Raw genomic sequence first — 18836 nt, forward strand, 5'->3', positions numbered from 1 at the left:
CAAATAAACCGTCCCTTACGAAAGGCTTACTTATAATAGTAGCTTTCGTGAGGGGCGGTTTATTTTATATAGAAGTGATTGGGACAGATATCATTCATTCATTGATTCATGCTGCGTTGATCAAATTTAATTGGCTTAAAAAAGTGTTGTTTCTTTGGGAGCATTTAAGAAGGCTTCCACCAATTTTGCTTCTTCTTCATCTTTGGAAATGATAATGGTTGTATCGAATCCGGCAATCGTACTGACGATATGAGGTGGTTTGATATCGTCTAAAACGGCAGCGAAAAGATGTGCGTTGTCTGGTAAGGTATGGACAACCGTCAGAAAATGGACCCGTTCCACTTTTAACACGATGTCTTCGATCATTTGGACTAACCGTTTTTCATCATCTGTTTTTGCTTCGAGTCCTTTTTTTCCTTGAAAAAGAACAAAATGGGAAACGCCATTTTCATCTGGTACTTTTACGATTTTTAAGTCACGAATATCTCTGGAAATCGTAGCTTGTGTCGCTGTCACACCATAATTCTCCAGTTTGGCCAAGAGTTCTTCTTGTGTACGGATCGTAAATTCCCCGATCACTTGTTTAATAAGTAAATGTCGCTCAGATTTACGCATATTCTTTCTCCTTTACGAAAGATTTCACATGTATCATATCAAAAAAAAATCGAGTTGCCCAATATTATTCTGATTTATGAGATAACTCTAGGAATTATGATCATTTGTTAATGAGAGAGTAAAGCATAAAAGATGAGAATAAATGCAGAGGCAACTAGAGATTTCTCTTGATATTTACTAGCAAGTCAGGTAAAATATTGAATGTTGAGCAAGAATGTCTCTTTAGCTATTGCTATACAGGTAGGTTACTTGTATAATGTTTGAAGATGCTTTTTGTATCAATAAATCCACATTCCTGTTGGATCGTTGATAGGTGCTTGAAAAAGTTTGTCAGCGAGGTAAAAGACAGGGAGAGGAAAAATAAAAACCAAATCGGAGGAAACAAAAATGGCAGTAATTTCAATGAAACAATTACTAGAAGCCGGCGTACATTTTGGTCACCAAACTCGTCGCTGGAACCCAAAAATGAAGAAATATATCTTCACAGAAAGAAACGGAATCTACATCATCGACTTACAAAAAACTGTTAAGTTAGTAGATGCAGCTTATGACTACATGAAGAGCGTTGCAGAAGAAGGCGGCGTGGCTTTATTCGTAGGTACGAAAAAACAAGCACAAGAAGCAATCAAAGATGAAGCAACACGTGCTGGACAATACTTTGTAAACCATCGTTGGTTAGGTGGAACATTGACTAACTGGGATACAATCCAAAAACGTATCAGCCGTTTGAAACAAATCAATGCAATGGAAGAAGATGGAACTTTTGAAGTTCTACCTAAAAAAGAAGTTGCTGGTTTGAACAAACAACGTGAACGTCTTGAAAAATTCTTGGGTGGTATCGCTGATATGCCAAGAATTCCAGATGTAATGTACATCGTTGACCCACGTAAAGAGCGCATTGCTGTTCAAGAAGCGCATAAATTAAATATCCCAATCGTAGCTATGGTTGATACAAACTGCGACCCAGACGAAATCGACGTAGTTATCCCTTCAAATGACGATGCAATTCGTGCCGTTAAATTGATTACTTCAAAAATGGCTGATGCATTTATCGAAGGTAACCAAGGGGAAGACCAAGTAGTTGAAGAAGACTTTGTAGTAGAAAACAATGCTACTTCAATCGAAGAAATCGTTGACGTTGTAGAAGGCGACAACACTTCAGCAGAATAATTTTTAAATGATGGAGCTGTTTCAAAGGCTAGGCGACAAGCCTCACTCTCCTTTGAAACAGCTTTTTTTAAAAAGAAACTATAGGAGGATACAATAATGGCAGATGTAACAGCTAAAATGGTAAAAGAACTACGTGAAATGACAGGCGTAGGTATGATGGATGCGAAAAAAGCATTAGTTGAAGTAGAAGGCGATATGGAAAAAGCAGTAGATCTTTTACGTGAAAAAGGAATGGCTAAAGCAGCTAAGAAAAATGATCGTATTGCAGCTGAAGGATTAGCTTCAGTAGCAATCAAAGGAAATACTGCAGCAATCGTTGAAGTTAACTCAGAAACAGACTTTGTTTCTAAAAACGAAATGTTCCAAGATCTAGTGAAAGAAATCGCTGAACTTGTTGCAGAAAACAAACCTGCAGACATGGAAGCTGCAATGAAGATCAAAACAGAAAAAGGTACGATCGAATCTGACTTGATCGAAGCAACACAAGTAATCGGAGAAAAAATCAGCTTCCGTCGTTTTGAAGTAGTTGAAAAAGAAGATAACGCTGCTTTCGGTGGTTACTTACACATGGGCGGACGTATCGCTGTATTGACTGTTTTAGATGGAACAACTGATGAATCTGTAGCAAGAGACGTTGCTATGCACGTAGCTGCAATCAATCCTCGCTATGTAAACGAAACTCAAATTCCTGAAGCTGAATTAGAACATGAAAAAACTGTTCTTACAGAACAAGCTTTAAACGAAGGTAAGCCTGCTAATATCGTTGAAAAAATGGTAGAAGGACGCTTGAAGAAATTTAAAGCAGAAATCGCTTTGGTTGACCAACCATTCGTTAAAGATCCTGATATGACTGTTGAAAAATATGTTGCTTCTAAAGGCGCTACAGTGAAAACTTTTGTACGCTTTGAAGTTGGCGAAGGAATCGAAAAACGCGAAGACAACTTTGTTGAAGAAGTTATGAACCAAGTGAAAAAATAATTCTTAAAATCGAGTATATGTTATCTAATGTTGATTCATTTTGCGAGTCACTTTTTAAATGTTGGATCAACATTAGATAGTATGCTTATTTGGAATTAAAAAGGAGCAGCGACGTATGTCACAGCTCTTTTTTTTAGGCATAGGTACAAATAGTTAGACTTTTAGTGGCTAAATTACCTGAATATGGTAAAATAGCAATAGAAAATATTGGAGGAATGAACATGGTCACACCGAAATATCAGCGTGTTGTCTTAAAATTAAGTGGAGAAGCTTTAGCTGGGAATGAAGGCTTTGGAATTAAACCGCCTGTTATTAAAGAAATCATCCAAGAAATCAAAGAAGTACACGAATTAGGCGTTGAAATGGCAATCGTGGTAGGCGGCGGCAATATTTGGCGCGGACAAATCGGTGCTCAGATGGGAATGGAACGTGCTCAAGCTGATTACATGGGGATGCTGGCAACTGTAATGAATGCTTTAGCGTTGCAAGATACTTTGGAAAATGTTGGTGTGCCAACACGTGTCCAAACATCAATCGAAATGCGACAAATTGCTGAACCATATATTCGCAGAAAAGCAGAACGTCATTTAGAAAAAGGCCGAATCGTGATTTTTGCAGGTGGAACTGGGAATCCATACTTTTCAACAGACACCACTGCAGCATTACGCGCAGCTGAGATTGGCGCTGATGTTATTTTAATGGCTAAAAACAATGTTGATGGTGTTTATTCAGCTGATCCAAAATTAGATTCAAATGCTGTGAAATTTGAAGAATTGACTCATTTAGAAGTGATTGCAAAAGGGTTGCAAGTAATGGACTCTACCGCTAGCTCACTAAGCATGGACAATGACATCCCATTGCTTGTCTTTAATTTAAATGAACATGGAAATATCCGTCGTGCAATCTTAGGCGAAAATATCGGAACAACTGTAAGGGGGAAATAAAAAATGGCAGATGCAATTATGACAGAAGCAAAAGAAAAGATGCAAAAAGCAGCACAAAATTTACAACGTGAGCTTGGACAAATTCGTGCAGGACGTGCCAATGCAAGTTTACTTGATCGAATCACAGTTAATTATTATGGTGCACCAACACCTTTGAACCAAATGGCTTCAATCCAAATCCCGGAAGCACGTGTTTTAATGATCACTCCATTTGATAAGAGCATTTTACAAGATGTTGAAAAAGCAATTATGGCAAGTGATATTGGAATCAGTCCAACCAATGATGGGAATGTCATTCGTTTAATTATTCCTCAATTAACTGAAGAACGTCGTAAAGAATTAGCAAAAGATGTAAAAAAAGAAGCAGAAAATGCAAAAATCGCTGTTCGTAACATTCGTCGTGATGCAATTGATGAATACAAAAAACAACAAAAAAATGGCGATATCACAGAAGATGATCTACGTGGATTAGAAAAAGAAGTACAAAAACTAACCGATGAAAGCATCAAAGAAGTAGATAAAATCGCTAGTGACAAAGAACAAGAATTACTGGAAGTTTAATCATAAAGCTTGGTAGAATCAGTCTTTTATCAATGCCGTTTATGTATTTTCACACCTACTAAAAAGCCTTGGACGATTTCTTGTCCAAGGCTTTTTTTATAGCAAAAGTTAAAAAATAAGAAAAAAGTCGTAGAAATAACTAAAAAAAGTAATCCAGCATAGGAAATCACGTGATAAATTGATATAATACTAAAGATAGTGGTAACTTTTAAGTATAGGAGGAAAAAGAATGTTACGTTTTTTTCCGCAAAAAAACAAGTATATTCAAGAAAAAAGTGATTTTCATTTTGCGGCTGAAGGTCCCATTCCTCAGCATATCGCAATCATTATGGACGGAAATGGTCGTTGGGCCCAAAATCGACGTTTACCTCGAGTTGCTGGACATAAAGAAGGGATGGAGACAGTTAAAAAAGTAACCAAACAAGCTTCTCGTTTAGGTGTGAAAGTTTTAACCCTCTATGCTTTTTCAACAGAAAATTGGAAACGACCAAAAGATGAAGTCCGTTTTTTGATGCAACTTCCAGTGGATTTTTTTGATACATTTGTTCCAGAATTGATCAAAGAAAACGTTCAGGTTCGTGTCATGGGCTATGAAGAAGTATTACCTGAACATACACAAGATGCTGTTCGTCGAGCAATTGAGCAAACAAAAGATAATACTGGAATGATCCTTAACTTTGCTTTGAATTATGGAAGCAGAGCAGAGATTGTGACAGCAGTCAAAAAAATTGCTGAAGAAGTCAAAAATGAAGAAACTGCGATTGAAGCTATTGACGAAGAACTGATTGCAGATCATCTCATGACTGGTTTTTTGCCAACCGAATGGCGGGATCCTGAATTGGTTATTCGAACAAGTGGGGAAGAAAGAATTAGTAACTTCTTGCTTTGGCAACTTGCATACAGCGAATTGTATTTCACAAAAGCTTTGTGGCCTGATTTTGATGGGGCGCATCTAGAAGAAGCAATCGCAGCATTTCAAAACAGAGACCGTCGTTTCGGTGGCGTGAAGAAAACAGAGAAAGAAGGAGATCAGTCATGAAGCAACGAGTGATCACAGCTGCTATTGCCCTGGTCCTATTTATACCAATTATATGGATCGGTGGAATCACAATCGAATTTGTAGCAGCTTTGTTAGCAGTCGTCGGTGTCTATGAGTTATTCCGTATGAAGGGCTTGACGTTGTTAAGTTTTGAAGGAATATTATCAGCGATTGGAGCAGTTATTTTAGTTCTACCAAAAGAACGTTGGTTTTTCTTTTTACCGGAGAAGACAAGCACGTTTATGCTCTTTTACTTGATCGTCATGATCTTGTTAGGGACATCAGTTATTTCAAAGAATACCTATACGATTGATGAAGCGGGGTTCCCGGTAATTACTAGTTTATATGTAGGTATTGGATTTCAAAATTTCGTCAATGCAAGAACAGAAGGTTTGGCAGTCTTGCTCTTTGGATTATTTGTCGTTTGGGCAACTGATATCGGTGCTTATATGGTTGGAAGACAATACGGAAAACATAAGTTAAGTCCAGATGTTTCACCAAATAAAACAATCGAAGGAGCATTAGGTGGTATTGCTAGTGCATTAGTCGTTGCTTTGTTGTACCTCTTGTTCTATCCAGCCAAAGAATTATTTGGACATGGGCTGTTCTTCATGCTCCTTGTAACGATGCTCTTATCGATCGTGGGACAATTTGGTGATCTCGTTGAATCTTCGATCAAACGTCATTACGATGTCAAAGATTCTGGGAATATCTTACCAGGGCATGGCGGGATACTAGATCGTTTTGATAGTTTGCTTTTTGTCTTTCCAATCATGCATTTATTTGGATTGATTTAGTGATCATCAAAGACTTGAATGAGCACTTGCCTAATCGTCTACTCATTTATAAATAACAATAGTTTAATAGGATGCCAATGAGTTGTTAACTAAATATGGGCATGGGAATGAAGCATTATCTTTTTTCAAATCAATATGCGAGCTTTATGTTCACATCTTACTCAAAAAAGAATACGTGGTGTCTTAGAAGTTGTTCGTTCAGAAAATAAGCCGAATAATCCAGAAGAAAAATAGTTTTGGATTATTCGGCTTATTTCTAAAAATTGATTATTTCCAGCGCCACCTCTTTTCTTTAAAAAAACTAGGGCTATTGGTGAATAGCTATTAATATGGTAAAATTAAGATGTTTTATTTAACCTAAAAAAAAGTAAAGGAGAATGTAAAATGAAAACAATTATTACATTTATTATTGTTTTTGGCATTTTGGTCATTGTTCATGAATTTGGACACTTCTTCTTTGCGAAACGATCAGGAATTCTCGTTCGAGAGTTTGCAATTGGTATGGGACCCAAAATTTATGGGCATCAAGCTAAGGACGGAACTACCTATACACTACGTTTATTGCCAATCGGAGGTTATGTGAGGATGGCAGGAAACGGGGACGATGAAACAGAGATGGCTCCGGGAATGCCGTTATCTCTTTTATTAAATTCTGATGGTATCGTAGAGAAAATCAATTTAAGTAAAAAAGTACAGCTTACAAATAGTATCCCGATGGAATTGATTCGTTATGATCTTGAAGAAGAATTAACGATTACTGGCTATGTCAATGGCGAGGAAGAACAAGAAGTGACTTATTCTGTCGCGCATGATGCTTCGATCATTGAAGCCGATGGCACAGAACTTCGAATCGCTCCAAAAGACGTGCAGTTCCAATCAGCCAAATTATGGCAACGGATGTTGACGAATTTCGCAGGACCAATGAATAATTTCTTGTTAGCTATTTTGTTATTTATTCTGCTTGCTTTTATGCATGGCGGAGTTCAAGTCACTAACACGAATCAAATTGGCGAAGTCTTACCTAATGGTGCAGCACAAACTGCTGGTTTAAAAGAAAATGATAAAATCTTGGAGATCAATGGTAATGCCATTCATTCTTGGGGAGATCTAACGGCTACGATCACCGAGAATCCTGGGAAAAAACTCAATGTTGAAGTCGAACGCAATGGTCAGAAACAAACCCTTTCAGTAACACCAGGCGTGGTAGAATCGAATGGGAAAAAATATGGGCAATTAGGAATCAAAGCACCAATGAAAACGGGATTTTTTGACAAAATCATTGGAGGAACACAACAAGCTTTCAGTAGTTCATTAGAAATTTTTAAAGCACTAGGCTCATTATTTACAAACTTTAGTTTAAATAAATTGGGCGGTCCTGTAATGATGTTCCAATTATCTTCAGAAGCTGCAGATCAAGGAATATTAACGGTCATTAGCTTGATGGCCATTCTTTCGATGAATTTGGGAATCGTTAACTTATTACCAATTCCAGCGCTTGACGGAGGAAAGCTTGTCTTGAACGTCGTGGAAGGGATTCGTGGAAAACCAATCAGCCAAGAAAAAGAAGGCTTTATCACATTAGCAGGCTTCGGTTTATTGATGCTTTTAATGGTATTAGTCACATGGAATGATATCCAACGATTCTTTTTCTAGAAAAAGTTTATAAATAGGGTATAATTACAAACGATAAATGATTATATGAGAAATGAAGGAGTATATAGAATGAGACAATCAAAAATGTTGATTCCAACATTACGAGAAGTTCCAAATGATGCAGAAGTACTAAGTCATCAAATTTTATTAAGAGCAGGGTATATTCGCCAAGTTTCAGCTGGTATTTATTCTTATTTGCCTCTTGCTAATCGTGTATTGGAAAAATTAAAAACGATCATGCGTGAAGAATTTGAAAAGATTGGCGCTGTCGAAATGTTGATGCCAGCTCTCTTACCTGCGGAATTGTGGGAAGAATCTGGTCGTTATGAAACTTACGGCCCAAATTTATATCGTCTCAATGATCGTAATGATCGCAAAATGATCTTAGGTCCAACTCATGAAGAAACATTTACTGAATTGATTCGCAATGAAGTCAATTCCTATAAAAAATTGCCGTTGAACCTTTACCAAATCCAGACAAAATATCGTGATGAAAAACGTCCACGGTTTGGGTTATTACGTGGCAGAGAATTTATTATGAAAGATGCTTACTCTTTCCATTCATCAGAAGAAAGTTTAGATGAAGTGTATAAAGATTATGAAAAAGCATATACTGAGATTTTCAAACGTTGTGGGTTAGATTTCCGAGCAATCATTGGTGACGGTGGCGCAATGGGTGGTAAAGATTCAAAAGAATTCATGGCGATCTCAGAAATCGGTGAAGATACGATCTGTTACTCAACAGAAAGCGATTATGCCGCTAACTTAGAAATGGCGACAAGTTATTATGTCCCTAAAAAATCACATGAAACACAACTTGAATTAGAAAAAATTGCGACACCAGATGTAAAAACGATTGAAGAAGTAGCGAACTTCTTTGAAACTGAGCCACAAAAAATCATCAAATCTGTTTTATTTATGGCTGACGAAAACCCAGTATTGGTATTAGTACGTGGGGACCACGATGTCAATGATGTGAAACTGAAAAACTTTTTAGCGGTTGATTTCTTAGAAGAAGCAACAGAAGAAGATGCTCAAAAATACCTAGGAGCAGATTTCGGCTCTGTTGGTCCAATTGGTGTAGCAGAAGAAGTAAAAGTCTACGCTGATCGTCATGTCCAAGACTTAGCGAACGCTATTACTGGAGCGAATGAAACTGGGTTCCATTATGTGAATGTCAACCCAGAACGAGATTTTGAAGTGATCTCATATGAAGACCTTCGCTTTGTTCAAGAAGGAGATCCATCACCTGATAATAATGGTGTATTGGCATTTACACGTGGAATCGAAATCGGACATATCTTTAAATTAGGCACACGCTATAGTGAATCAATGGGCGCAACCGTATTAGATGAAAATGGACGTGAAAAATTTGTCATTATGGGTTGTTACGGAATTGGCGTAAGTCGTCTGCTTTCAGCAATCGTTGAACAAAATTCAGATGAAAATGGCATTAACTGGCCTAAAGGAATCGCGCCTTTTGATTTACATGTTGTTCAAATGAATCTAAAAGACGAAAACCAAACGAAATTAACCGAAGAAGTCGAACAAACGATGTTGGCTGCTGGTTATCAAGTACTCGTTGACGATCGTAATGAGCGTGCAGGTGTGAAATTTGCAGATTCCGATTTAATTGGCTGTCCAATTAGAATTACAGTAGGTAAAAAAGCGGTGGATGGTATCGTTGAAGTCAAAATTAAGAAAACTGGGGAAATGGTTGAAGTTCGCAAAGAAGAGCTAGCAAATACGTTACCCATTCTTTTAAATCAATAAAATACAGTTAAGAAAGAAAATTCTTGCTTGAAATGAAAGACAAGCCTAACAAATAGTTGGGCTTGTCTTTTTTCTAATGAGACTGAGGCAAGTTTTGGCTCGGTATCCTTCGTTTTTTGTTTCTCACATTTGTTCGAATGAAAAATCATACTGGCTCTTTAATAAGAAGAAATTGATTTGTGTTACAAAATCGTTCTTAATAAATTGTTGGCACCAATCCTCCATCAAGTCGCAAGGCAGCGCCAGAAAAAGAAGTTGCATAGGGGCTAGAAACAAATGCAACAAAACGCCCGATTTCTTCTGGTCGAATCAAGCGTTGGATCTGTGAGAGTGGACGATGATTTTTCATAAAATCTTGTTCCCATTCAGATTCAGGCAATTGGCTGTCTGCGTACATTGTTGTTAACATTTCTTGAACGCCCTCTGTCAAGGTGGAGCCAGGCATGATCGTGTTGACGGTCACTTGAGAGCCAACAGTCAATTTGGATAAACTTTTTGCTAAAGAAAGATTCATCGTTTTGGTCATACTGTATTGAGCCATTTCACCTGAAGGCATCACTGCTTCTTCACTCGCAATAAAAAGGATACGACCAAAATCTTGCTTCAACATTTTAGGTAAATAATTTTTGGCTAATGCATTTCCAGCAAGTACATTGACTTGGAAAAAATGTTCCCAAATATCATCTGTGATAGCTAAATAATCCATCGGTTCAAAAATCCCCATATTATTGATCAAAATATCTACTGTAGGAAATTGCGTAAACAGTTCTTGCCGTGCTTCTGGATCTGCTAAATCAAATGGCGCACGCTGAGGGTTAGTTTGGGGGAATTTTTCTTTTAATTCAGTGACCACTTGATCAACAAGTGGTGCGTGACGACCATTGATGATGACATCTGCACCTTCTTTTGCCAATTCAATCGCAATGGCCTTTCCGATGCCTTTTGTTGAGCCAGTGACTAACGCAACCTTATGAGATAAACCTAGTTCCATCTTACATCTTCCTCCTTTATTTAAAATCGAATGTATCAGGATTTGGTCCTACCCGAAAATGCTCGTTCAGTGCATTCAAAACCGTCATTTCATCTTCAGAAAGAACGAAATCAAAAATGTCAGCATTACTTTTCATTCGTTCGGGCTTAACTGACTTGACCACTAATAAGATGTCTTGCTGGACATCCCAACGTAAGATTACTTGGGCTGGAGTAATATGATGCGCTTCAGCAATCTCTACTATAGTTGGGTGATTCAATAGTTTCCCTTGCATCAAAGGGGACCACGCTTGGATCTTTATTGCATGTTTTGCGCAGAAATTGCGTAGTTCAATTTGAGATAACTTTGGATGTAGTTCCACTTGGTTGAGAACGGGAATGACATTCGCATGTGTCAATAATTTTTCTAAATGAGTGATTTGAAAATTGCTAACACCAATCGCTTTGATTTTCCCCGCTTGATATAATTGTTCCAAAGCACGCCAAGACTCTAAGAAAGCATCTTCGCCAGGCCAATGGATTAAATAAAGATCTAGATAGTCTAGTCCTAGACGTGCTAAACTGTTTTCAAAAGCTTGGATCGTTTCGTCATAGGTTAAATGATCGTTCCAGATTTTGGAGGTTACAAATAGTTCTTCTCGAGAAATTCCAGCAGCTTTCAGCCCTTCTTTGATTCCGATTCCTGTACCAATTTCATTATCATATATTTGAGCAGTATCAATCAATCGATAGCCCTTTACAATGCCTTCTTTGACTACTTCAGCAGTTTGGGTATCAGGGATTTGAAAGACACCAAGTCCTATCCCTGGAATTTCTATTTGGTTATTTAACATGATTCGATCATTCAATGAATGGATCATCTATACTCCTCCTTTAATTTTCAATAGATATAATGTATACTAGATAGGCTCTAATAGATAGTACCTACTTTATTGTGCTATAGTGTCTAAAAAGTAACTATTGGATAGTAAAAGGATTTTAGGAGGGAAATATGATTGAAAAAACGTATAATATTGGTGTAGAAGCCACGATGGATGTTATCGGTGGGAAATGGAAACCGATTATTTTATGCAACCTGCGTCACAGTCCGCTTCGTCCCAGCGACTTAAAACGAAAAATTCCTAATCTTAGCCAAAAGATGTTGACTCAACAATTGCGTGAATTAGAAGCAGACGGTATTGTTGTACGAACCTCATATCATCAGGTTCCACCAAAAGTTGTTTATTCCTTAAGTGAATATGGTCAAACATTAAGTAGTGTGTTAGATGCGTTATGTGATTGGGGCGAACTGCATGTAACTACGTTGCAAGAGCAAGGAGTACCAATCAGCTTACGTTGTGAGGATTCATTTAGCTAAGTAATCAACGGTTTAGAACGAGAAAGAAAATTCTTTGTCGTTTTTTTAATGTAAATCCATGTAAAAACGGGTATACTAAATAGTACTGAAAGAAGAAGAGGTTCAAATGAAATAGCATTGATTTGTCCTCGTCAGAAAGGGCGTATGGTTTTGTCAGAAAAACGAGAGTTATTTGAAAAATTGTTGGAACAAATCCAACTAGAAGAAGTGGAAAAAAATCATCCACTAATCTCTGCTGGCGAAATGGAGCGTGTAGTGGTTCACCGCAAATCAAGATTGTGGGAGTTTACCCTACACTTTACTCAAATTTTACCGATCATGCTTTATCGATCATTGCTCCAAAATTTGACACTGGCATTTAAAGATATTGCACAGATCAGATTAACTATCAAAGCTGATGATCAGCAGTTTGATGAAAAATTATTACAAGATTATTGGGCACAAGCTTTAGAAAGCCAACAATGCGATACGCCGTTGGCTCAACAAGTTTTAAAAACACAAGTCCCTATATTGAAGGAAAAGAAAATTGTCTTGCCAGTCGATAGCAATGGCGCTATTAATTATTTAAAGCAACAATATCTACCTTTAGTTGAAACGCTGTTTGTCAGCTACGGGTTCCCTAAATTTCGTATCGAACCTGAAATTGATGAAGAACAAGCAGAACGTGTGCTAAAACTGTTTGAAGAGCGGAAGCAAGAACAAGCAGAAGCGTTCATGAAGCAAGCTGCGGAAAGTTTGATTGTCCATGTACAAAAGAAAAAAGAAAGAAAAGAGCAACTTCCTGTACTAGATGGACCGATCCAGTTAGGTCGTAATATTCCAGCAGATGAACCGACAATACCAATGATCAATATCGTTGAAGAAGAACGTCGTGTGACCTTGGAAGGCTATGTATTTGATAAAGAAGTGCGTGAGCTACGTTCAAAACGTAAGATCCTAACGTTAAAAATTACCGATTATACTTCTTCTTTTATTGTTAAGAAATTTTCAAATAATGAAAAAGATGAACAAATCTTTGATGCAATCAGCGTAGGAAGCTGGTTAAAAGTTAGAGGAAGTATCCAAGAAGATACATTTGTGCGAGACCTGGTGATGAATGCACAAGATATCATTGAGGTGAAGCATGCACCTCGTAAAGACTATGCTCCTGACGATGAGAAACGAGTGGAATTACATGTTCATAGTAATATGAGTACGATGGATGCAACCAATAGTATCTCTGACCTTGTGGCTCAAGCTGGAAAATGGGGACACAAAGCGATTGCGATCACGGATCATGGAGGGGCACAAGCATTTCCTGAAGCGCATAGTGCCGGTAAAAAAGCAGGCGTAAAAATTCTTTATGGGGTTGAAGCCAATGTTGTAGATGATGGTGTGCCGATTGCTTACAATGATGAACATGTTTCTTTGAATGAAGGAACATATGTCGTATTTGACGTGGAAACCACTGGACTATCTGCTGTTTATGATACGATCATCGAATTAGCTGCGGTCAAGATGTATAAAGGGAATGTCATTGAAAGCTTTGATGAATTTATTGATCCCGGACACCCACTTTCCCGCACAACAATTGATCTAACTGGAATCACGGATGAAATGGTACGAGGATCTAAATCAGAAGAAGAAGTCCTACGTCTGTTTCTCGAGTTTTCAAAAGATTCGATTCTGGTCGCCCATAATGCCGCGTTTGATATGGGATTCTTGAATACAAGTTATGCAAAATATGGAATCCCAGAGGCGACGAATCCAGTCATCGATACGCTGGAATTAGCCAGATATCTGTATCCTCAATTTAAACGATTTGGTCTAGGTGTGTTATCTAAAAAATTTGGTGTCAGTCTTGAACAGCATCACCGAGCGATTTACGATGCTGAAGCGACAGGTCATTTAGCATGGATTTTCGTTAAAGAAGCAATGGAAAACCATGAGATGCTCTACCATGATCAACTCAATGCTCATGTGGGAGAAGGCGATTCGTATAAACGAGCAAGGCCATTTCATGTGACGATCTTAGCGAAAAATCAAGCTGGATTAAAAGATTTATTCAAATTAATCTCGATGTCGAATGTGGAATATTTTGAACGTGTCCCACGTATTCCTCGTTCACAACTGAAGAAATTACGTGAGAATCTTTTCATTGGCTCTGCTTGTGATAAAGGTGAGATTTTCGAAGCAATGATGCAAAAGGGAATTGAAGAAGCTAGAAATCGAGCAAAATTTTATGATTATATTGAAGTGATGCCAAAAGCGGTCTATGCACCATTGCTTGAGCAAGAACTAGTCAAAAATGAACATGATTTAGAAGAAATCATCAAAAATCTAGTGGAAATCGGAAAATCATTGGACAAAATCGTCGTTGCTACTGGGAATGTTCATTACCTTAATGAAGAAGATGCAATCTATCGGAAGATTTTGATTAATTCAATGGGTGGGGCTAATCCGTTGAACCGACATAGTTTGCCTGATGTGCATTTTAGAACAACAGATGAGATGTTGACTGCTTTTAACTTTTTAGGAAAAGATCTAGCGAAAGAAATCGTCGTTGACAATACGAATAAGATTGCTGACCTTTGTGAAGAGGTCATTCCGGTGAAAGATGATTTGTATACGCCAAAAATTCCTGGATCTGAAGAAGAGATTTCTGATTTGAGTTATACCAGAGCTAAACAGTTGTACGGTGATCCATTACCAGAAATCATTGAAAAACGATTAGAAAAAGAATTGAATTCGATCAACGGGAATGGGTTTTCTGTGATCTATTTGATTGCGCAAAAACTGGTGCATAAAAGTAACGAAGATGGTTATTTAGTTGGTTCACGTGGATCAGTTGGTTCTAGTTTTGTTGCGACAATGACTGGGATCACTGAAGTAAATCCATTGGCCCCTCACTATTATTGTCCTGATTGCCAGTATTCAGAATTCTTTGAAGATGGTACTTACGGTTCGGGGTTTGATATGCCTGAAAAAAAATGTCCGAAATGTGGCGCACGATTAAATAAAGATGGCCATGATATTCCTTTTGAAACGTTCTTAGGGTTCCATGGAGACAAAGTACCAGATATCGATTTGAACTTTTCAGGTGATTACCAAGCAGAAGCGCACAACTATACGAAAGTTTTGTTTGGGGAAGAATATGTTTATCGAGCAGGAACAATCGGTACAGTTGCCGATAAAACAGCTTATGGCTTTGTTAAAGGTTATGAGCGAGATCATAATTTACAATTTCGCAGTGCTGAAGTTGATCGATTAGCCAAAGGTGCGACTGGCGTGAAGCGAACGACTGGACAACATCCAGGGGGGATCATCGTTATTCCCGATTACATGGACGTATATGATTTTACACCGATCCAATATCCAGCAGATGATCAAAATTCAGAATGGAAAACAACGCATTTTGATTTCCATTCTATCCATGATAATGTACTGAAGCTTGATATTCTGGGACATGATGATCCGACAGTAATCCGTATGTTGCAGGATTTATCGGGAATCGATCCACAAACGATCCCAACTGACGATCCAGAAGTAATGAGAATTTTTGCCGGTCCAGATGTCTTGAACGTTACCAGTGAACAGATTTATTCTAAAACAGGGACACTAGGTATCCCAGAGTTTGGGACACGCTTTGTTCGGGGAATGTTGGAAGAAACACATCCAACGACTTTTGCTGAACTCTTACAGATTTCTGGATTATCACATGGGACCGATGTGTGGTTAGGAAATGCAGAAGAATTGATCAAACGTGGGGATGCAACTTTGGCTGAAGTAATTGGTTGTCGGGATGATATCATGGTTTACTTGATCCATGCTGGATTAGATAGTGGGATGGCTTTTAAGATTATGGAAACCGTTCGTAAAGGGCTATGGAACAAGATCCCTGATGAATTACGAGAAACCTATCTATCCGCCATGAAAGAAAACAATGTTCCAGATTGGTACATTGATTCTTGTTCTAAAATCAAATATATGTTCCCAAAAGCCCATGCAGCGGCTTATGTTTTGATGGCCTTACGTGTAGCTTATTTTAAAGTCTATTTCCCTATTTTATACTATTGTGCCTATTTCTCAGTTCGAGCGGATGATTTTAATCTTGTGGCTATGTGTAAAGGGAAAGATGCGGTAAAACAAGCGATGAAAGAAATCACAGATAAAGGTTTGGATGCCTCAGTCAAAGAGAAAAATCAGTTGACCGTCCTTGAATTAGCGAATGAAATGTTGGAAAGAGGCTTCCATTTTGGCATGATCGATCTATATAAATCAGATGCCGTGAACTTCGTGATCGAAGGAGACACATTGATCGCACCATTTAGAGCTGTCCCAAGTTTAGGAACAAACGTTGCAAAACAAATCGTTGAAGCACGAAAAGATGGACCATTCTTATCAAAAGAAGATCTTGCTACACGAGGAAAAGTTTCTAAAACGTTGATTGAGTATATGAACGACAACGGGGTATTGAAAGACCTTCCAGATGAAAACCAACTTTCCTTGTTTGATATGTTCTAATCAAGGGTTAGCGTGGAAGCTTGTCATTTTAAATGAAATATGGTATAGTTATTTATAGGTAATGATACTAACTGTGAGTGAGCGGAATTTTCGCTCACTCTTTTTAATGGAATTACGGAAGCAATTTTAAGGAGGCGAACTTTTTGAGTAGCGTCGTTGAAACAGTCACAGCAATGGTGACTCCGATTTTAGAGGAACAAAATTTTGAACTTGTCGAAGTAGAATTTGTGAAGGAAGGCAAAAGTTGGTTCTTACGAGTATTCATTGACAAAGATGGCGGAATCGATATCGAAGAATGTGCATGGGTTAGCGAAAAACTTAGCGAAAAACTTGATGCAGCAGATCCAGATCCTATCCCACAAGCTTATTTTCTAGAGGTATCATCTCCAGGGGCAGAACGCCCATTAAAAAAAGAGAAAGATTACGAAAAAGCGCTTGGAGAATATATCCATGTTTCTCTTTATCAACCAGTTGATGGAGAAAAACAATATGAAGGATTTCTTCAATCAGTTGATGCTGAACAGCTGATATTGAAAATACGCATAAAAACACGGGAAAAAGAATTAATTCTTGACCGAAAAAATATTGCCAAAGCTCGCTTAGCGATCCAATTTTAATCACGGAGAGGAAACAGAAAAATGAGTAAAGAAATGCTAAACGCATTAGATGCATTAGAAGCTGAAAAAGGGATTTCAAAAGAAATCGTGATCGACGCTTTAGAAGCTGCTTTAGTTTCTGCATACAAACGCCATTATGGTCAAGCTCAAAATGTTGAAGTTGAATTTGATCAAAAGAAAGGGAAAATTCACGTCTATGCTGTGAAAGAAGTTACTGAAGAAGTAATGGATTCACAATTAGAAGTATCATTAAAAGATGCACTTTTGATTAATCCGGCATATGAGATTGGTGATACCATCCGTTTTGAAGTGACACCAAAAGACTTTGGACGAATTGCTGCACAAACAGCAAAACAAGTTATTTTACAACGTGTCAGAGAAGCAGAAAGAACCATCATTTACAATGAGTTCAGCGCTTATGAAAAAGACATTATGCAAGGTATCGTTGAACGTCAAGATAAACGATATATCTATGTAAATCTTGGAAAGATCGAAGCTGTTTTATCGAAACAAGATCAAATGCCTAATGAATTTTATCAACCGCATGATCGTATCAAAGTGTACGTTTCTCGTGTAGAAAATACGTCAAAAGGTCCACAAGTCTTCGTTAGCCGTAGCCATCCAGATCTATTACGCCGTTTATTCGAACAAGAAGTGCCAGAAGTTTACGATGGGATCGTTGAGATCGTAAGCATTGCTAGAGAAGCAGGCGATCGCTCAAAAGTAGCCGTTCGTTCAAATGATGAAAATATTGATGCAGTTGGAACTTGTGTTGGACCAAAAGGCCAGCGTGTGCAAGCGATCGTGAATGAATTAAAGGGTGAAAACATGGATATCGTTGAGTGGAACGAAGATCCAGCGGTATTTATCACGAATGCTCTGAATCCAGCGCAAGTGATCGATGTGATTTTTGATGAAGAAAATCCTAAAGCTTGTACCGTTGTCGTTCCAGATTACCAATTATCCTTAGCGATTGGTAAACGTGGACAAAATGCACGTTTGGCTGCCAAACTAACAAATCACAAAATCGATATCAAGTCAGAATCAGATATGGCTGAATATTATGAAAAACAAGCGCAAGATCAAGAAGTAGCTTCTGAAGAAGTCGCTCATGATGAAGCGATCGTTCAATCTGATTATACAGATGATGAATATGAAACGATTGCTTTCAACGATGAAACAGTTGAAAATACGGATCAAGATGCTTAACAATTAGCTTAGGAGGCGAAGAGATGAAACAAAGGAAGATTCCTTTACGCAAATCTGTGGTTTCAGGTGAAATGAAACCCAAAAAAGAGATGATTCGAATTACCCGTTCCAAAGAAGGGGAAGTATCGATTGATCCCACTGGGAAAATGCCAGGCCGTGGTGCGTATGTCTCACTTGAGCCAGCTGAAGTACAACAAGCTTGGGATAAGAAGATTCTTGATCGGGCGTTAGAAACGACTTTGACAGATGAATTCTACCAAGAGTTACTCGATTATGTAACCCATCAAAAAGCACGAAAAGAGCTATTCGGTAAATGAATGAAGGAAATCGGCAAAAAGCCATGAATCTCATTGGGTTAGCGATGCGCGCTGGTAAGTTGATTACCGGCGAGGAGTTGACCATTGCAGACATTCGTAAACAGAAAGCAAAGATCGTGTTTGTAGCAAATGATGCGAGTGAGAATACGAAGAAAAAAGTGAAAGATAAGAGTTCATATTATGAAGTTCCTTGCTTTGAACTATTTTCCGAAGCTGAAATCACGCAGATGATTGGGAAGCCTCGCAAAGTATTTGGAATCGTAGATAACGGTTTTGCGAAGAAAACCAAGGAGCTAATTGAAGGTTAGGAAGG

General features: G+C 38.1%; 17 protein-coding genes. 14 read left to right on the forward strand and 3 right to left on the reverse strand.

The window, feature by feature from the left end; genetic code table 11:
- Positions 1–135: 135 nt before the first annotated feature.
- A complete protein-coding gene (locus AB5M32_RS09720) occupies positions 136–615 on the reverse strand; it encodes an arginine repressor (RefSeq protein WP_178286058.1) in 480 nt (159 codons plus the stop codon).
- A 387-nt stretch (positions 616–1002) separates the two neighbouring features.
- Here AB5M32_RS09720 and rpsB point away from each other — a divergent pair, with 387 nt between their 5' ends.
- The 8 genes from rpsB (at position 1003) to AB5M32_RS09760 (ending at position 9530) form a co-directional block, all read left to right on the forward strand.
- Positions 1003–1785: a 30S ribosomal protein S2 gene (rpsB, locus tag AB5M32_RS09725; protein WP_010718870.1), complete on the forward strand. Its 783-nt coding sequence runs from the start codon at positions 1003–1005 to the stop codon at positions 1783–1785.
- A 96-nt stretch (positions 1786–1881) separates the two neighbouring features.
- Positions 1882–2763: a translation elongation factor Ts gene (gene tsf / locus AB5M32_RS09730; protein ID WP_010718871.1), complete on the forward strand. Its 882-nt coding sequence runs from the start codon at positions 1882–1884 to the stop codon at positions 2761–2763.
- A 221-nt stretch (positions 2764–2984) separates the two neighbouring features.
- Complete coding sequence (gene pyrH / locus AB5M32_RS09735; RefSeq protein ID WP_010718872.1) at positions 2985–3707, forward strand: UMP kinase; 723 nt, start codon at positions 2985–2987, stop codon at positions 3705–3707.
- A gap of 3 nt (positions 3708–3710) precedes the next feature.
- Positions 3711–4268, forward strand: a complete 558-nt coding sequence (gene frr / locus AB5M32_RS09740; RefSeq protein ID WP_010718873.1) for a ribosome recycling factor — start codon at positions 3711–3713, stop codon at positions 4266–4268.
- A 229-nt stretch (positions 4269–4497) separates the two neighbouring features.
- Positions 4498–5307 carry an isoprenyl transferase gene (locus AB5M32_RS09745; protein ID WP_010718874.1) on the forward strand — a complete coding sequence of 270 codons (810 nt, stop codon included), beginning with the start codon at positions 4498–4500 and terminating at the stop codon, positions 5305–5307.
- Positions 5304–6104: a phosphatidate cytidylyltransferase gene (locus AB5M32_RS09750; RefSeq protein ID WP_368024428.1), complete on the forward strand. Its 801-nt coding sequence runs from the start codon at positions 5304–5306 to the stop codon at positions 6102–6104. The genes AB5M32_RS09745 and AB5M32_RS09750 overlap by 4 nt, the downstream gene beginning before the upstream one ends.
- A 384-nt stretch (positions 6105–6488) precedes the next feature.
- A complete protein-coding gene (gene rseP, locus AB5M32_RS09755; RefSeq protein ID WP_010718876.1) occupies positions 6489–7757 on the forward strand; it encodes an RIP metalloprotease RseP in 1269 nt (422 codons plus the stop codon).
- A 69-nt stretch (positions 7758–7826) separates the two neighbouring features.
- Entirely contained in the window at positions 7827–9530 is a 1704-nt protein-coding gene (locus AB5M32_RS09760; RefSeq protein ID WP_368024429.1) for a proline--tRNA ligase, read from the forward strand.
- A 196-nt stretch (positions 9531–9726) separates the two neighbouring features.
- Here the strand turns inward: AB5M32_RS09760 and AB5M32_RS09765 are convergent, their stop codons facing one another.
- Both AB5M32_RS09765 and AB5M32_RS09770 read right to left on the reverse strand, forming a co-directional pair.
- A complete protein-coding gene (locus AB5M32_RS09765) occupies positions 9727–10521 on the reverse strand; it encodes an SDR family NAD(P)-dependent oxidoreductase (RefSeq protein ID WP_053766742.1) in 795 nt (264 codons plus the stop codon).
- A gap of 16 nt (positions 10522–10537) precedes the next feature.
- A complete protein-coding gene (locus tag AB5M32_RS09770) occupies positions 10538–11380 on the reverse strand; it encodes an aldo/keto reductase (RefSeq protein WP_178286064.1) in 843 nt (280 codons plus the stop codon).
- A gap of 131 nt (positions 11381–11511) precedes the next feature.
- Here AB5M32_RS09770 and AB5M32_RS09775 point away from each other — a divergent pair, with 131 nt between their 5' ends.
- The 6 genes from AB5M32_RS09775 to AB5M32_RS09800 all read left to right on the forward strand — a co-directional run bounded on the left by AB5M32_RS09775 (position 11512) and on the right by AB5M32_RS09800 (position 18831).
- On the forward strand, positions 11512–11877 hold the full coding sequence (locus tag AB5M32_RS09775) for a helix-turn-helix domain-containing protein (protein WP_010737776.1): 366 nt from the start codon (positions 11512–11514) through the stop codon (positions 11875–11877).
- A gap of 150 nt (positions 11878–12027) precedes the next feature.
- On the forward strand, positions 12028–16380 hold the full coding sequence (locus tag AB5M32_RS09780) for a PolC-type DNA polymerase III (RefSeq protein WP_178286068.1): 4353 nt from the start codon (positions 12028–12030) through the stop codon (positions 16378–16380).
- Positions 16381–16523: 143 nt separating this feature from the next.
- Positions 16524–16997 (forward strand): ribosome maturation factor RimP, encoded by a 474-nt coding sequence (gene rimP / locus AB5M32_RS09785; protein WP_010718882.1) that lies wholly within the window; start codon positions 16524–16526, stop codon positions 16995–16997.
- Between the two features lie 21 nt (positions 16998–17018).
- Positions 17019–18206: a transcription termination factor NusA gene (gene nusA / locus AB5M32_RS09790; protein ID WP_010718883.1), complete on the forward strand. Its 1188-nt coding sequence runs from the start codon at positions 17019–17021 to the stop codon at positions 18204–18206.
- Positions 18207–18229: 23 nt separating this feature from the next.
- Positions 18230–18523 (forward strand): YlxR family protein, encoded by a 294-nt coding sequence (locus AB5M32_RS09795; RefSeq protein WP_010718884.1) that lies wholly within the window; start codon positions 18230–18232, stop codon positions 18521–18523.
- Complete coding sequence (locus AB5M32_RS09800; protein WP_010718885.1) at positions 18520–18831, forward strand: YlxQ-related RNA-binding protein; 312 nt, start codon at positions 18520–18522, stop codon at positions 18829–18831. Before AB5M32_RS09795 ends, AB5M32_RS09800 begins: the two co-directional genes overlap by 4 nt.
- Positions 18832–18836 lie beyond the last annotated feature (5 nt).

It is taken from the genome of Enterococcus sp. C57 (genome assembly GCF_040887305.1).
Taxonomy (GTDB): Bacteria; Bacillota; Bacilli; order Lactobacillales; family Enterococcaceae; genus Enterococcus_B; species Enterococcus_B hirae.